The sequence below is a fragment of the Nocardioides sp. genome, from assembly GCF_041913365.1.
GTDB lineage: Bacteria > Actinomycetota > Actinomycetes > Propionibacteriales > Nocardioidaceae > Nocardioides.
In genome coordinates this window covers 1-14364 of sequence record NZ_JAYSFM010000010.1, presented here as the reverse complement: position 1 = coordinate 14364, position 14364 = coordinate 1, and the positions used below count along the sequence as shown (strand labels likewise).

Genomic DNA, 14364 nt, shown 5'->3' with positions numbered 1-14364 from the left:
CCTCGCCGGATGGACCTCTCGACGCTCCGCGAGGAGTACGCCCGTGGTGGCCTCGACGTTCCCGACCTGGCCGCCGACCCGGCGACGATGTTCGAGCGGTGGCTCCACGACGCGGTGGCGGCCGGGCTCCACGAGCCCAACGCGATGGTGGTCGCGACGGCGGGTGCCGACGCGCGTCCGTCGAGCCGGATGGTGCTGCTGAAGGGGTTCGACGCCGAGGGCTACGTGTTCTTCACCAACCAGGCCTCGCGCAAGGGTGAGGAGCTCGCCGCGAACCCGCGGTGCGCGTTGCTCTTCCCCTGGCACCCGCTCGAGCGGCAGGTCCGCGTCGACGGCGTCGCCGAGGTGCTGGACCAGGCGCGGGTCGAGACCTACTTCCGCTCACGCCCTCGCGGTGCCCGGATCGGGGCGTGGGCCTCGCACCAGTCGCGACCCGTCGCGTCGCGCGCCGAGCTCGCGGCGGCGTACGCCAGGGTGCAGGAGCGCTTCGGCGACGACGACGAGGTGCCGGTCCCGCCGGAGTGGGGCGGCTACCGGGTCGTCCCCGAGGCCGTCGAGTTCTGGCAGGGCCGACCCGGGCGCATGCACGACCGGCTGGTCTACCGGCGCGAGGGTGACGGCTGGGCCGTCGAGCGGCTGGCGCCCTAGCGATCACATCTAGCCGGCAGAGGTCTGCGGGCCGGCCACGATGACCTCCGCGAGCCGGCGCATCGGGGTGTTGGCCCGCGAGCTGGCCTCCCGGAGCACCCGGAGCGCCTCGTCCTGGTCGACGTTGCGACTGGCCATCAGGACCCCGACGGCAGCGCCGATGGTGCGCGAGGTGGCCAGCGCCTGCTGCAGCTGGTCGGTGTGCTCGCGGCTCACGAGGCCGTCGGCCTGCAGCTCGGCGATCAGCTCCCGGTCGATGGCAGCCTCGGACTGGAGGGTGTCGATGTCGGCCCGGTTCAGGGAGACCTGGGCCTCGGTCGCGTCGGCGCGCACGTCCGCGTCGTTCGCGCGCGTGATCAGCTCGTCTATGTCGGTGCGGCCCTTCGTCACGAGTGCGACGAGATCGTCGATCTGCTGCTGAAGGTCCGTCCCCTGTGGGATCTCCATGCGGCAATTATGGGGAGGGCGCCGTGCCTCCGCCAGATCCAATTTCGCGCCGCCCGACGACCAGCGCGAGCAGCACCAGGCCGCCGCCGGATCCCAGCACCCACCACGGCAGCCGGGTGGGGATGCCGAGGAAGGTGGTGATGCCGAGGATGCGCGCCATGCCCCACGGGAGCAGGGCCAGCTGGTCGTTCCAGACGGTGAGTGCGTCCTCGAGCCCGACCGCGGCGAGCAGGCCGCCGAGTGCGACCAGGACGGCGCCGACCGTCCCCAGGGCGACCGCGCCCGCCCGGCGTCGACCGACGTGGGCGGCGAGCGACCAGACGAGCGCCGCCAGGACCCAGCCGGCCAGCACCACCGCGACGGCGACGTACGCCGACCGCACGCCGGGCTCGGTCCAGAACGCGAACCAGTAGCCGCCCGGCCCGCGGAAGGCCAGCACCGCGAGCAGCAGCACCGAGCGCACCACGACGGCTCCACCGACCGCAGTGGCGACGTGCCACGACCTCGTGCGTGCGGTCGCGGCGCCGACGACGACGGCGAGGACGGCCCAGCCGAGCCCGACCGCGAGCAGGTGGCTCGGCGCGAGGAACCACGTCAGCACCGAGCGACTCCACGCGACCGCCACCACGGGCAGCCCCACGACCAGCCAGGGCGAGACCCGGCCCGGGTCGCGCCACGGCGTCGCCGCGGTCCGCACCAGAGCACGGCCGGTGCGGGTCAGGCCGAGCCCGAGCAGCAGGGCCAGCAGGCCGCCGCGAGCGAGCCACGCCATCGGCAGGTCCCGCTCGGCTCGCTGCTCGCCGATCCGCGCCGCGGTGAGGTTGTACGCCGGCAGCTCGACGTCGGTGCCGTACCTCCGGGTGTGCTGCGCGGCCGCGGCGTCGAAGCGAGCCTTCGCGGTCTCCCACACGTGGTGGCCCTCGCCGGTGTCGAGCCACAGCGCGTGCCGGAGCGTCATCTCGCGGTAGGCGCCGAGCAGCTCGTGGAGGTCGACCTGGTAGTCCAGCGAGGCGAGCAGCTCGTCGTGCAGCACGGGGTCGGTGTAGGTCGCCGGGTCGGTCTGCGCGACGAGGTCGCGCATGGTCGTCGCGACGTCGATGGCGTGCTGGCCGTCGTCGATCGCGGCCGTCACGCCGTCCGGCCCGGAGCCGCGGGCGATGGAGTAGAGGACGTCGAGGACGGCGCTGTCGCCGGTGAGGATGTCCCACTCGAAGAGCAGCATCTGGGGTGGTGGCTCCAGCCCGAGGGCGAAGGCCCGCACCTGCGCGAACTGCGGGACGTACTGCCCGCGCGTGACCGCCTCGCGTGAGTACGACAGTGCCCGGGTGACCTTGGCGACGGTGTCGGGGTCGGTCGAGAGCCACCGCCGCACCCAGTCGGCGGTCAGCTCGGCGGGGTCGCTGTCGGGGTCGCGGGCCAGCCGGGCGGCGACGTCCGTGTTGAGGTCGTAGAGCTGCCAGAAGCCGCTGGTGAGCAGCAGCGACATCGGTCCGGCGCGCCACGGGCCGCCGTCCTGCGTCCACGTCCAGATGCCCTCGACGTGCGGGTTGGCTGCGAGGAACCGCTGCAGCGCCAGCTGGTGCAGCACGCCGAGGTCGTTCGGCACGGCGCCGAACGACTCGAACTCGCGGCGGCTCTGCAGCTCGACGATCCGCCGCTGGTCGCCCTGCTCCAGGGTCGTGTTGAGCGGCAGCCAGGAGTAGTAGTCGCCGAGGCTGTACTTCGTCGACACCACCAGACGCGGCGAGTCGATGCCGGCGAGCACCTCGTCGTACGACGCGGGGTTGGTGTGCATGTCGCCGACGGCGCCGACCCCGACGCTCCACGTGCGGAAGACGACGTCCTTGTCGGCACGCTCGGCCTGCTCGGTGAAGGCGCCGAGCATCGCCTGCACGGCCGGGGCCGTGGTCACCGAGATCTCGGAGTAGTAGTCGATGCCGGGGGAGTTGTAGATGCTGCCGCCCTCGCCGATGCGCAGCACGACGCCGGACAGCTGCGGCAGCTCGTCGTAGATCTCGTCGAGCGCGGCCTCGTAGACCTTCCAGAGCCCCGGGTCGGTGGTGTCGAGGTCGAAGCGGACGTCGAGGTAGCGCTCCAGCGGACCGCTCAGGATGAGCATGTCGGTGCGGAGGTAGACGTCGAGCCCGAGCTCGTCGAGCTCGGCCCAGATCGGGCCGAACGCCTCACGCATCGCCTCGGCGCGGGCGACGTGCTCGGGGTCGTCGGCGTAGACCTCCGGGATCCCGGCGAAGGTGACGTACTCCAGGAAGCCGGGCACGGCGACCGCGTTGTAGCCCTGGGCGAGGACGTGGTGGGCGAAGTCGAGCACGCTGCGCCGCGCCTCGGCGAGCGCGTCCTGGTCGACGTACGGCGCCTCCGGCAGCAGGACGTCCTCGAAGGCGCGTGAGTAGTGGGAGTAGTCGCTTCCGCCGCGCCACAGCTCGGGGTCGGGGTCGACCCCGGCCGCGCCGAGGTCGACCATCCGGAACGGCAGCTCCGAGGTGACCGTCCGGCCGAGGTCCTCGGCGAGGTCGCGCCGAGCCCATGCCTGCTGCGCCAGGTCGTAGACGCCTCGGACCGCGCCGGTCTCGCTCGGGGCCGTGATCCGCAGCCGGTCGCGCGTGCCGGAGAGGCGGTAGGAGTCGTCGTCGCGGTCGCCGTCGCCAGGGCGTACGACGAGGGTGGTGCGGCCCGCGGTGTCGCCCGAGGTGGCCTCTGCGAGCTCGTCCAGCGCGGCCGTCATCCGCACGCTGCCGGGCGCGTCGATCCGCGTGAAGCGCGGTGGCGCGACTGCCTCGCGCGCTGGCGCAGCGTGCAGCTCCTCGACCGGGACGTCCTTGGGCTCCACCCGGATGCCCAGCGCGCTGGAGATGCCGACGGCGACGAGTCCGCCCAGCAGGGCGAGGGCGAGCAGCACGCCACCGACCTGGAGCCCCCGCTTCGCCACGAGCGCACTCTAGTGAGCGTCGGAGGTGCAAGCGCGGAAAAGCGCTTGTGAGTGAGTGCTCACTCACTTACGGTGGAGGGCGTGCCACCTCGCGCCAAGCCACTCTCTCCCGACGACCGTCGCGCCGCCCTCGTCGACGCCACCGTCCCGCTGCTCCTCGAGCACGGGCGCACCGTGACGACCCGGCAGATCGCCGACGCCGCCGGCATCGCGGAGGGCACGATCTTCCGGGTCTTCGACTCCAAGGACGACCTGGTGACGGCGGCCCTCGAGCACGCCCTCGACCTCGACCCGTTCATCGCCCAGCTCGAGCAGGTCGAGCCCGACCAGGAGCTCGGCCCGATGCTGCTCGAGGTCGTCGAGCTGTTCCAGCTCCGCTTCTCCCGGGTCTTCCAGCTGATGACCCGGATGGGCATGGTCGGACCCCCGAAGGCGCACCGGCACATGGAGGCCGAGCGCGAGCGGGTGGCGGTGATCCTCACCGGGCTCGCCGAGCGGCACCGCGACTCCCTGCGCGTGCCGCCGAGCCAGCTGATGCACATGGTCCGGCTGCTGACCTTCTCCGGCACCCATCCCCACATCTCCGACGGCCACCCGCTGAGCGCGGAGGAGATCGTCGACACCGTGCTCAACGGCGTACTGAAGCCACAGAAGTGAGGACTCCTGAATGCTGCTGCGACTCGTCCGCACCTACCTCAAGCCGTACGCCGCCCCGCTCGCCGCGGTCGTGGCCCTCCAGTTCGTCGGCACGATGGCCGCGCTCTACCTGCCGAGCCTCAACGCCGACATCATCGACAAGGGCGTGGTCACCGGCGACACCGGCTACATCCTGCGCCACGGCGGCCTGATGCTCGCGGTCTCGCTCGTGCAGATCCTCTGCTCGGTCGCGGCGGTGTGGTTCTCCGCGCGCAACGCGATGGGCTTCGGCCGCGACCTGCGGGCCGCGATCTTCCACCGCGTCGGCTCGTTCTCGACCCGCGAGGTGCAGCACTTCGGTGCGCCGTCGCTGATCACCCGCGAGACCAACGACGTCCAGCAGGTGCAGATGCTGGTGCTGATGGGCGGGACGCTGATGGTGGCCGCGCCGATCATGATGGTCGGCGGCATCATCATGGCCGCGCGCGAGGACGTCGGCCTGTCGTGGCTCGTCCTGTCGGTGGTGCCCGTCCTCGGCGTCACGATCGGGCTGATCGTGCGCAAGATGGTGCCGAGCTTCCGGCTCATGCAGGAGCGCATCGACGAGGTCAACCGGCTCCTGCGCGAGCAGATCACCGGTGTCCGCGTGGTGCGGGCGTTCGTGCGCGAGGAGCACGAGACCGCGCGGTTCGGCGACGCCAACCAGCAGCTCACGGACGTGGCGATCCGCGCCGGCCGCTGGCAGTCCGCGATGTTCCCGACCGTCATGATCGTGGCCAACGTCGCGACCGTCGGCGTGCTCTGGTTCGGCGGCCACCGGGTGGAGAACGGCCACATGGAGGTCGGCGCGCTGACCGCCTACATCTCGTACCTGATGCAGATCGTGATGTCGGTGATGATGGCGATGTTCATGCTGATGATGGTGCCGCGCGCCGCCGTGTGCGCCGACCGCATCACCGAGGTCCTCGACACCGAGTCCTCCGTCGTGCCGCCGAGCGACCCGGTCACCGCGCTGCCCGAGCGGCTGACGCTCCGTCTCGACGATGTCACCTTCGCCTACCCCGGCGCCGACGAGCCGGTGCTGCGCGAGGTCGCCCTGTCGGCGGCCCCGGGCGAGACCGTCGCGATCGTCGGCTCGACCGGCGCGGGCAAGTCCACGCTGGTCAACCTGGTGCCGCGGCTCTTCGACGTCACCGGCGGGGCGGTCAGGGTCGGTGACGTCGACGTGCGCGACCTCGCCCCCGAGACCCTGTGGTCGCGGATCGGGCTGGTGCCGCAGAAGGCCTTCCTGTTCCGGGGGACCGTCGCCGACAACCTGCGCTACGGCAAGCCCGACGCGACCGAGGAGGAGATGTGGGAGGCCCTCGAGATCGCCCAGGCCAGGGAGTTCGTCGAGGCCATGCCGGACGGGCTCCAGGCCGAGATCGCCCAGGGCGGCTCGAGCCTCAGCGGGGGCCAGCGGCAGCGGATGGCGATCGCCCGTGCGGTCGTCCGCCGTCCCGCGCTCTACCTGTTCGACGACTCGTTCTCTGCGCTCGACCTGACCACCGACGCCCGGCTGCGGGCGGCGCTGCGGCCGGTGACCCGCGACGCGACGGTGGTGATCGTCGCCCAGCGCGTGGCGACCATCCGGCACGCCGACCGGATCGTGGTGATGGAGGACGGGGCCGTCGTCGGTACGGGCACCCATGACGAGCTGCTCGAGACCTGCGCGACCTACCGCGAGATCGTCGAGTCCCAGCTGACCGCCGAGGAAGTGGCATGAGCGCGCAAGCACCCGCCAAGGGCGGGCAGATGAAGGAGACCGAGCGGGTCCAGTCGGGCCCCGGCCCGGGTCGCGGCCCGATGGGCGGCGGGATGATCGGCCAGAAGGCCGACACGTTCTGGCCCTCCCTCAAGCGGCTGCTCGCCCGGCTGCGCCCCGAGCGCACCAAGGCGTACGCCGTCGTCGCGCTCACCGCGCTCAGCGTGGTGGCAATGGCCGTCGGCCCGAAGATCCTCGGCCGGGCGACCGACCTGATCTTCGCCGGCCTGCTCGGCCGCGACGTGTTCAGCAGCGGCGCGACCCAGGAGCAGGCCATCGAGGCACTGCGGGCCCGCGGCGAGGACAACCAGGCCGACATGCTCGCGTCGATGGACCTGACCGACGGGGTCGACTTCTCCGCCGTGGCCGACGTCCTGCTCCTCGTGCTCGCGGTGTACGTCGCCGGCTCGCTGCTCGCGTGGCTCGCCGGCTACCTCCTCAACGACGTCGTGCAGGGCACCGTGCTGCGGATGCGCTCGGAGGTCGAGGACAAGGTGCACCGGCTGCCGCTGGGCTACTTCGACAAGCAGCCGCGCGGCGAGCTGCTGAGCCGCGTCACCAACGACATCGACAACGTCAGCCAGACCCTCCAGCAGACGATGAGCCAGCTGCTCAACTCCCTGCTCACGGTGGTCGCCGTGTTGGTGATGATGTTCTACATCTCGCCCCTGCTCGCCCTGGTGGCGCTCGTCTCGGTGCCGATCTCGATGGTCGTCACCGGCGCGGTGATGAAGCGCTCGCAGGGCATGTTCATCCAGCAGTGGCGCCGCACGGGCACGCTGAACGCCCACATCGAGGAGACCTTCTCCGGCCACTCGATCGTCAAGGTCTTCGGCCGCCAGGCCGAGGCCGAGCGGGTCTTCGCCGAGCAGAACGACGAGCTCTACCAGGCGTCGTACGGCGCCCAGTTCGTCAGCGGCCTGATCATGCCGATCATGATGTTCGTCGGGAACCTCAACTACGTCGTCATCGCGGTCCTCGGCGGCCTCCGGGTCGCCAGCGGCACGATGTCGCTCGGCGACGTGCAGGCCTTCATCCAGTACACCCGGCAGTTCACCCAGCCGCTGACCCAGGTGGCCTCGATGCTCAACCTGCTGCAGTCGGGCGTCGCCTCGGCCGAGCGGGTCTTCGAGCTGCTCGACGCCCCCGAGGAGCCGGCCGACGAGCAGGGACGCCCCGCCTCGGCGGAGGACGCCCACGGCGAGGTGCGCTTCGAGGACGTGTCGTTCTCCTACGACCCCGAGCGCCCGCTGATCCAGCACCTCGACCTCGTCGCCCGGCCCGGCAGCACCGTCGCGATCGTCGGCCCGACCGGGGCCGGCAAGACCACGATGGTCAACCTCGTCATGCGGTTCTACGACCCGCAGTCCGGCCGGATCCTCATCGACGGCGTCGACGTGGCGACCATCCCGCGCGGGGTGCTGCGCAGCCGGATCGGCATGGTCCTGCAGGACACCTGGCTCTTCGCCGGCACCATCCGCGACAACATCGCCTACGGCCGTCCCGACGCCACCGAGGAGCAGATCCTGGAGGCCGCCCGGGCGACCTTCGTGGACCGCTTCGTCCACTCGCTGCCCGACGGCTACGACACCCTCATCGACGAGGACGGCTCCAACCTGTCGGCCGGCGAGCGCCAGCTGGTGACGATCGCCCGCGCCTTCCTCTCCGACCCGGCGCTGCTGATCCTCGACGAGGCCACCTCCTCGGTCGACACCCGCACCGAGCTGCTGCTCCAGCAGGCCATGGCGGCCCTGCGCTCGGACCGTACGTCGTTCGTGATCGCGCACCGGCTCTCCACGATCCGCGACGCCGACCTGATCCTGGTGATGGAGGACGGCTCGATCGTCGAGCAGGGCTCGCACGAGGAGCTGCTCGAGACCGGCGGCGCCTACGCCCGGCTCTACCAGTCGCAGTTCGAGGCGCCGGTCGAGGAGGCGGTCGCCGGCTGATCCGTCGGTTAATCCCGTTGTCCGCCTCCCCGGGGCGACGTACGTTTGTCGCACACGGAAAGGAGGTGATCCGAAGCATGAAGTCTTTTCGGATGAGTGAGGTGGCTGCCCGCTAGGCAGCCCGGCTACGCCGACAGCTGCCGGCGAAACCACAGCAGTCACCCGACCCGCAGGCCCCCGGAGTCATCCCCCGGGGCCCCTCTCCGAGGGGCAGCAGGCCTGCGGGTCGCTGCACTTCCGGACCGCCCCCACCCCGTCGCCTCCCCGGCCCTGGGCGTTGAGTCTCTGGGCGACTCAACGCCCACCCGCCGAGGTACTCCAGTGGTGGATGGCTGCCCGCCCCGGGTAGTCCAGTGGCAGATGGCTGTCCGAAGGGCCGCCGGACGACCGTCTGCCACTGGAGTACGCCGGCGGCGGGGGATGTGTCCCAGGTCTCGTGAGCACGGGGTTGGAGATCCGACCTCGCGGGCATATGGTTGTCCTATACAACTATTGTGGTGCGCAACCAAGATCGAAGGAACGCAGTGACCCAGGCTCCCACCGTCTCCGCCGAGCAGAGCGGCCAGATGACCCACCGCGAGGTGCTCGAGGCCCTCAGCGGACTGCTGCTCGCGATGTTCGTCGCGATGCTGTCCAGCACGATCGTCAGCAACGCGCTGCCGACCATCGTCGACGACCTCGAGGGCAGCCAGACCGGCTACACCTGGGTCGTCGTCGCCACCATGCTCGCGATGACCGCGACCACGCCGATCTGGGGCAAGTTCGCCGACCTCTTCGACAAGAAGCTGCTGGTGCAGTCGGCCCTCGTCATCTTCTCGGTCGGCTCACTGATCGCCGGCTTCGCCCCGTCGATGGAGGTGCTGATCGGCGCCCGCGTCGTCCAGGGCCTCGGCGTCGGCGGCCTGACCGCCCTCGTCCAGGTCGTCATCGCGACGATGGTCTCCCCGCGCGAGCGCGGCCGCTACAGCGGCTACATCGGCGCGGTCTTCGCCCTCGCGACCGTCAGCGGACCGCTGGTCGGTGGCGTGCTGGTGGACACCGTCGGCTGGCGCTGGTGCTTCTTCGCCGGTCTCCCGGTCGCCGCGCTCGCCTTCGTCGTCCTGCAGAAGACACTGCGCCTTCCCGTCGTCAAGCGCGACGTCTCGATCGACTACCTCGGCGCGTTCCTGCTCGTGGGCGGCGTCTCGATCCTGCTCATCTGGGTCTCGCTCGGCGGCCAGAACTTCGCGTGGGTCTCCGGGACCAGCCTCGCGCTCGTGGTCGGCGCCGTCGCCGTCATCGGTGCGTCCATCCACGTCGAGGCCAACGTCGCCACCGACCCGGTCATCCCGCTGCGCCTCTTCAAGGACCGCACGCTCACCCTCGCCACCATCGCCTCGGTGCTCATCGGCGTCGCGATGTTCGGCTCGACGGTCTACCTGAGCCTCTACTTCCAGCGCGCCAAGGACATGAGCCCGACCGAGGCCGGCCTGATGTCGATCTGCATGGTCGGCGGCCTGCTCGTCTCGAGCATCGTCAGCGGCCGGATCATCTCCGCCACCGGCGTCTGGAAGCGCTGGCTCGTCGGGGGCATGGTCGCCGTGATCGCCGGCATCGGCCTGCTCTCCACCATCGACGCCGACACCCCGCTGTGGCGCACCGGCCTCTTCATGGCCGTCCTCGGCCTCGGCCTCGGCGCCACGATGCAGAACCTCGTGCTCGCCGTGCAGAACACCATCGCCCTGTCCGACATGGGTGCCGGCTCGTCGGTCGTCGCCTTCTTCCGGTCCCTCGGCGGCTCGGTCGGCATCGCCGCGCTGGGTGCGGTCCTGGCCCACCAGGTTGCCGACGCCGTGAAGTCCGGCCTGACCGCGCTCGTCACCGCGCACCCCGAGCTGGCGTCCGAGGTCGGGCACCAGACCGGCGGCATCCCCGACGTGTCCGGGATGCCCGCCCCGATCCGCGCGATCTTCGAGAGCGCCTTCGGTGACGCGACCGGTCACATCTTCCTGGTCGCCCTGCCGTTCGCGGTCGGCGCGCTCGTCGCGGTCCTCTTCATCAAGGAAGTCCCCCTGCGGACGTCGGTGAAGCGCGAGGATGAGCTCATGGCGGAAGTGGCCCCCCAGTCATGAGCACGAGCACGGACACCGGTGTGGACGCGGGCACGAGTGCGCGCACCAGGTACGACGACCTCCGCAGCATCGAGACCGAGGTCGGCACCCTGATCCGCCGGGTTAAGCGGGTGATGGGTGAGCGGGCCCGCGAGGTCCACCCGGACCTGCACCCGATCACGTACTTCATCCTCACCCACCTGGCTGTCCACGGACCGCTGCGCGGCGCCGACCTGTCCGACGCGTTCGGCATGGACAAGGGCGGGGTCAGCCGGCAGGTGCAGACGCTGGTCGACCTCGGCCTGGTCGAGCGGCAGCCCGACCCCGAGGACCGGCGCGCGATCCTGCTCGACGCGACCGAGCACGGCCGCGAGCGCCTGCGGACCGTCGCCCGCAGCCGCAGCGACCGCTTCGACCTGCGGCTCGGGCACTGGAGCGACGACGAGCTGTCGACGTTCGCCCGCCAGCTGGCGTCGTACAACGCCGCGCTCTCCGACGACTGACGCCGAGATGACGTCCGCCTCCGGCGGGTCCGTCATCCCGACCCGCACCCATGGGTGCCGGTCCGGATGACGGATCGCCGGAGGCGGAGTCGTCTGTGGCCTACGCGCGCAGCCAGGCGGCGGTGTCGGCCGGCAGGGTGCCGTCGATCGGGCCGCTGGCCAGCAGCACCTCGCCCTCGGGCAGCTCGACCGGGGTCGTGCCGCAGTTGAGCACGACGGTCAGCGGGCCGCGGCGGAAGGCCAGCACGTCCTGGCCGAGGTCGAGGACGTCCACCTTGTCGCCCGCGGTCCACGCGAAGTCGCGGCGGATCCGGAGCGCGTCGCGGTAGAACGCGAGCGTCGACGTCGGGTCGGCAGCCTGTGCCTCGACCGTGAGCGCCGCCCAGTCGTCGGGCTGCGGGATCCACGGCTGCGCCGAGCCGGGACCGAAGTCGTACGGCGCCTGCGTGCCGCCCCACGGGATCGGCACCCGGCAGCCGTCGCGGCCGACCTCGCCGGTGCGGAGGTAGGACGGGTCCTGGCGGTCCTCGGGAGCGACGTCGACCTGCTCGAGGCCGAGCTCCTCGCCCTGGTAGAGGTAGCTGGAGCCGGGGAGCGCCAGCATGGCGAGCGTCGCCGCGCGGGCGCGGGCGAGGCCCTGCTCGCCGCCGCCGTAGCGGGTCACGTGGCGGGTCACGTCGTGGTTGCTGAGGACCCACGTCGGCGAGGCGTCGACCGACTCGACCGAGGCGAGGGTGTCGGTGATGACCTCGGCGAAGCTCTCCGCCGACCACTCGGCGAGCAACCAGGCGAAGTTGAACGTCTGGTCGAGCTCGTCGGGCCGGATGTACGCCGCCATGGACTCGACGGTCGAGGTCCATGCCTCGGCGACGGCCATCCGGTCCGGGCCGGCCTCGTCGAGGATCCTGTGCCAGGAGCGGTAGACCTCGTGGACCTCGGGCTGGTCCCACATCGGCTCGTCGCGGGCGTCGCGCTCGACCATCTCCTTGGGCTCGCGGGAGTCCGCGTCGGTGCGGCCGTGCGACGACCCGGCCGGCTCGTCCTCGCGCAGCACCTGGTCGCGCAGCGAGGCCTCCTTGAACAGGCCGTGGGCGACGTCGATGCGGAAGCCGTCGACGCCGCGGTCGAGCCAGAAGCGCAGCACGCCCTCGAACATCTCGGGGACATCGGGGTTGCGCCAGTCGAGGTCGGGCTGGGTGGAGTCGAAGAGGTGTAGGTACCACTGGCCGTCGTCGACCTGGGTCCACGCCGGACCGCCGAAGACGGACTCCCAGTTGTTCGGCGGGTTGCCGTCCTCGCTGTCGCGGAAGAGGTAGCGGGCACGCTCGGGGCTGCCCGGCTCGGCGGCCAGCGCGGCCCGGAACCACTCGTGCTCGTCGGAGGAGTGGTTGGGCACGACGTCGACGATCACGCGCAGGCCGAGCTCGTGGGCCCTGGCGATCAGGTCGTCGGCGTCGTCGAGCTTGCCGAAGAGCGGGTCGACGTCCTTGTAGTCGGCGACGTCGTAGCCGTGGTCGTGCTGGGGCGAGGTGTAGAACGGCGTCAGCCAGAGTGCGTCGACGCCCAGGTCGGCGAGGTGGGGCAGCCGCGCGGTGATGCCCGGCAGGTCACCGATGCCGTCGCCGTCGCTGTCGGCGAAGCTGCGGACGTAGACCTGGTAGACGACGGCGTGGCGCCACCAGTCCGTGGTTGGATCGTTCAAATCGGCCATGAGCACCATCCTCTCAACACCCCCGCCCCCCGGGTCAAGACGGCAACCGACCTCCGAAGAGCGAGGGGTCGACCGCGATCCACACGTGCTCGGCCGTGGCGACCACCCGGCCGTCGGCGTCGTACAGCGTCGACGCGGTGAAGGTCTTGCGCCCGTCCTGCCCGCGACCCTCGCCGACGACCACGTGCTGCTCGCCGATGACTGGCAGGTCGTCGACCCGGGCGGTCATCCGGCCCAGCACCATGAGGCGCTCGGTGAGGTCGCCGGCCCAGCCGCCGATGCAGTCCAGGGCGGCCCAGGTCGAGGCCAGCGAGGCCCGCGTGTGCTCGTCGACGTAGGTGTGCCAGTCCTCGTGCAGGCTCGGGTGCGGCGTCCATGCCGCGGCGACCAGGTCGCCGTCGGGCCCGTCGCCGACCTTGCCCGGGAAGATCCGCAGGCCGTCGCCCTCCTCACGGCCGGTGCCGCAGGCGAAGCAGGTGGGGAACGGGTGAAAGTTGTGACCGGGGTACGACGACTCCGCGGCGGCCGCGGTGGCCGGGTCGACCGGCTCCACCTCGCGCAGCTCGTGGTCGGCCCGGCGGGCCGAGGCGACCGCCTCGCCGTCGAGGCTCGCGGTGAGCAGCCCGTCCTCCCCGGCCACCTGCATCACCGTGTCGAGCGGCGGCGGCTGGCGGAGGGACACCTCGATCGTCGGCCAGCTGTCGCACCGGTTGTCGGGTGAGTCCGCGTCGTCCAGGGCGGCCAGCGCGCCGGCCGTCCAGCCGCCGTTGCCCGAGTCCGGTGGGCCGCAGAAGCGCCGCGGCACGATGAGTTCGCTCACCCGCGTCACTGTGCCACGGGACGAGGGGCTGCCGCAGTTGGCGGATGGGACACAATGTCCTGCGTGAGCGACCTGATCGACACCACCGAGATGTACCTCCGCACGATCTACGAGCTCGTGGAGGAGGGCATCGTCCCGCTGCGTGCGCGGATCGCCGAGCGCCTGCACCAGTCGGGCCCGACCGTCTCCCAGACGGTCGCGCGGATGGAGCGCGACGGCCTGCTGACCGTCGAGGGCGACCGCCACCTCGAGCTGACCGAGGAGGGCCAGGTGCTCGCCACCCGCGTGATGCGCAAGCACCGCCTCGCCGAGCGGCTGCTCACCGACGTCATCGGCCTGGACTGGGAGCTCGTCCACGCCGAGGCCTGCCGCTGGGAGCACGTGATGTCGGAGACCGTCGAGCGGCGGCTGCTCGAGCTGCTCGACCACCCCACCGAGTCGCCGTACGGCAACCCGATCCCGGGCCTCGACGAGCTCGGCGACCGGCGATCGGAGGACTTCATGGACAACGTCGAACCGCTGTCGGCGGCCGCGTCGTCCGAGGACGCCCGCGTCCACGTCAAGCGGATCTCCGAGGAGATGCAGAAGGACGAGGACCTGATGGGCCTGCTCCGCCGCGTCGGGGCCCTCCCCGGCAAGACGGTGACCATCGCCCGCACCGACGAGGGCATCCTGATCGGCTCCGGCGGCGAGACCGCCGAGCTCGTCGTCGAGGCGGCCGAGCACATCTTCGTCCGCCGCTGAGTGCGGCTGGAGTCACCGGATATCCGGCTCTTGTGACGTATGTGTGGGTGATGAGCGTGCCCTTG

Annotated in this window: 11 protein-coding genes; 7 read left to right on the top strand and 4 right to left on the bottom strand. The window is 71.4% G+C overall.

The window, feature by feature from the left end; all coding sequences use genetic code 11:
- Window positions 1-9: 9 nt before the first annotated feature.
- Window positions 10-648 carry a pyridoxamine 5'-phosphate oxidase gene (pdxH, locus tag ACE3QY_RS18050; protein ID WP_374457436.1) on the top strand — a complete coding sequence of 213 codons (639 nt, stop codon included), beginning with the start codon at window positions 10-12 and terminating at the stop codon, window positions 646-648.
- Window positions 649-657: 9 nt separating this feature from the next.
- Here pdxH and ACE3QY_RS18045 read toward each other — a convergent pair whose 3' ends face one another.
- Window positions 658-1095 carry an ANTAR domain-containing protein gene (locus tag ACE3QY_RS18045; RefSeq protein WP_374457435.1) on the bottom strand — a complete coding sequence of 146 codons (438 nt, stop codon included), beginning with the start codon at window positions 1093-1095 and terminating at the stop codon, window positions 658-660.
- A 7-nt stretch (window positions 1096-1102) separates the two neighbouring features.
- Entirely contained in the window at window positions 1103-4042 is a 2940-nt protein-coding gene (locus ACE3QY_RS18040; RefSeq protein WP_374457434.1) for a hypothetical protein, read from the bottom strand.
- 81 nt (window positions 4043-4123) lie between these two features.
- On the opposite strand from ACE3QY_RS18040, the gene ACE3QY_RS18035 reads away from it, so the two are divergent.
- From ACE3QY_RS18035 to ACE3QY_RS18015, 5 genes are all read left to right on the top strand, one after another.
- On the top strand, window positions 4124-4699 hold the full coding sequence (locus ACE3QY_RS18035; RefSeq protein ID WP_374457433.1) for a TetR/AcrR family transcriptional regulator: 576 nt from the start codon (window positions 4124-4126) through the stop codon (window positions 4697-4699).
- Window positions 4700-4709: 10 nt separating this feature from the next.
- Window positions 4710-6443 carry an ABC transporter ATP-binding protein gene (locus ACE3QY_RS18030; RefSeq protein ID WP_374457432.1) on the top strand — a complete coding sequence of 578 codons (1734 nt, stop codon included), beginning with the start codon at window positions 4710-4712 and terminating at the stop codon, window positions 6441-6443.
- The gene (locus tag ACE3QY_RS18025; protein ID WP_374457431.1) at window positions 6440-8431 is read left to right on the top strand and encodes an ABC transporter ATP-binding protein; all 1992 of its coding nucleotides are present in this window, start codon (window positions 6440-6442) and stop codon (window positions 8429-8431) included. Before ACE3QY_RS18030 ends, ACE3QY_RS18025 begins: the two co-directional genes overlap by 4 nt.
- 524 nt (window positions 8432-8955) lie before the next feature.
- A complete protein-coding gene (locus ACE3QY_RS18020; protein WP_374457430.1) occupies window positions 8956-10542 on the top strand; it encodes an MDR family MFS transporter in 1587 nt (528 codons plus the stop codon).
- Window positions 10539-11024 carry a MarR family winged helix-turn-helix transcriptional regulator gene (locus ACE3QY_RS18015; protein ID WP_374457429.1) on the top strand — a complete coding sequence of 162 codons (486 nt, stop codon included), beginning with the start codon at window positions 10539-10541 and terminating at the stop codon, window positions 11022-11024. The genes ACE3QY_RS18020 and ACE3QY_RS18015 overlap by 4 nt, the downstream gene beginning before the upstream one ends.
- A gap of 100 nt (window positions 11025-11124) precedes the next feature.
- Here the strand turns inward: ACE3QY_RS18015 and ACE3QY_RS18010 are convergent, their stop codons facing one another.
- Together ACE3QY_RS18010 and ACE3QY_RS18005 are read right to left on the bottom strand one after the other, a co-directional pair.
- Window positions 11125-12735: a glycoside hydrolase family 13 protein gene (locus ACE3QY_RS18010; RefSeq protein WP_374457428.1), complete on the bottom strand. Its 1611-nt coding sequence runs from the start codon at window positions 12733-12735 to the stop codon at window positions 11125-11127.
- 34 nt (window positions 12736-12769) lie between these two features.
- Window positions 12770-13555: a hypothetical protein gene (locus tag ACE3QY_RS18005; protein WP_374457427.1), complete on the bottom strand. Its 786-nt coding sequence runs from the start codon at window positions 13553-13555 to the stop codon at window positions 12770-12772.
- Window positions 13556-13618: 63 nt separating this feature from the next.
- Here ACE3QY_RS18005 and ACE3QY_RS18000 point away from each other — a divergent pair, with 63 nt between their 5' ends.
- Window positions 13619-14299 carry a metal-dependent transcriptional regulator gene (locus ACE3QY_RS18000; protein WP_374457426.1) on the top strand — a complete coding sequence of 227 codons (681 nt, stop codon included), beginning with the start codon at window positions 13619-13621 and terminating at the stop codon, window positions 14297-14299.
- Window positions 14300-14364: the final 65 nt, after the last annotated feature.

Coding starts and splice junctions, on each gene's coding strand:
- pdxH (WP_374457436.1), top strand. CDS start 10: ATGGACCTCTCGACGCTCCGCGAGGAGTACGCCCGTGGTGGCCTCGAC.
- ACE3QY_RS18045 (WP_374457435.1), bottom strand. CDS start 1,095: ATGGAGATCCCACAGGGGACGGACCTTCAGCAGCAGATCGACGATCTC.
- ACE3QY_RS18030 (WP_374457432.1), top strand. CDS start 4,710: ATGCTGCTGCGACTCGTCCGCACCTACCTCAAGCCGTACGCCGCCCCG.
- ACE3QY_RS18025 (WP_374457431.1), top strand. CDS start 6,440: ATGAGCGCGCAAGCACCCGCCAAGGGCGGGCAGATGAAGGAGACCGAG.
- ACE3QY_RS18015 (WP_374457429.1), top strand. CDS start 10,539: ATGAGCACGAGCACGGACACCGGTGTGGACGCGGGCACGAGTGCGCGC.
- ACE3QY_RS18010 (WP_374457428.1), bottom strand. CDS start 12,735: ATGGCCGATTTGAACGATCCAACCACGGACTGGTGGCGCCACGCCGTC.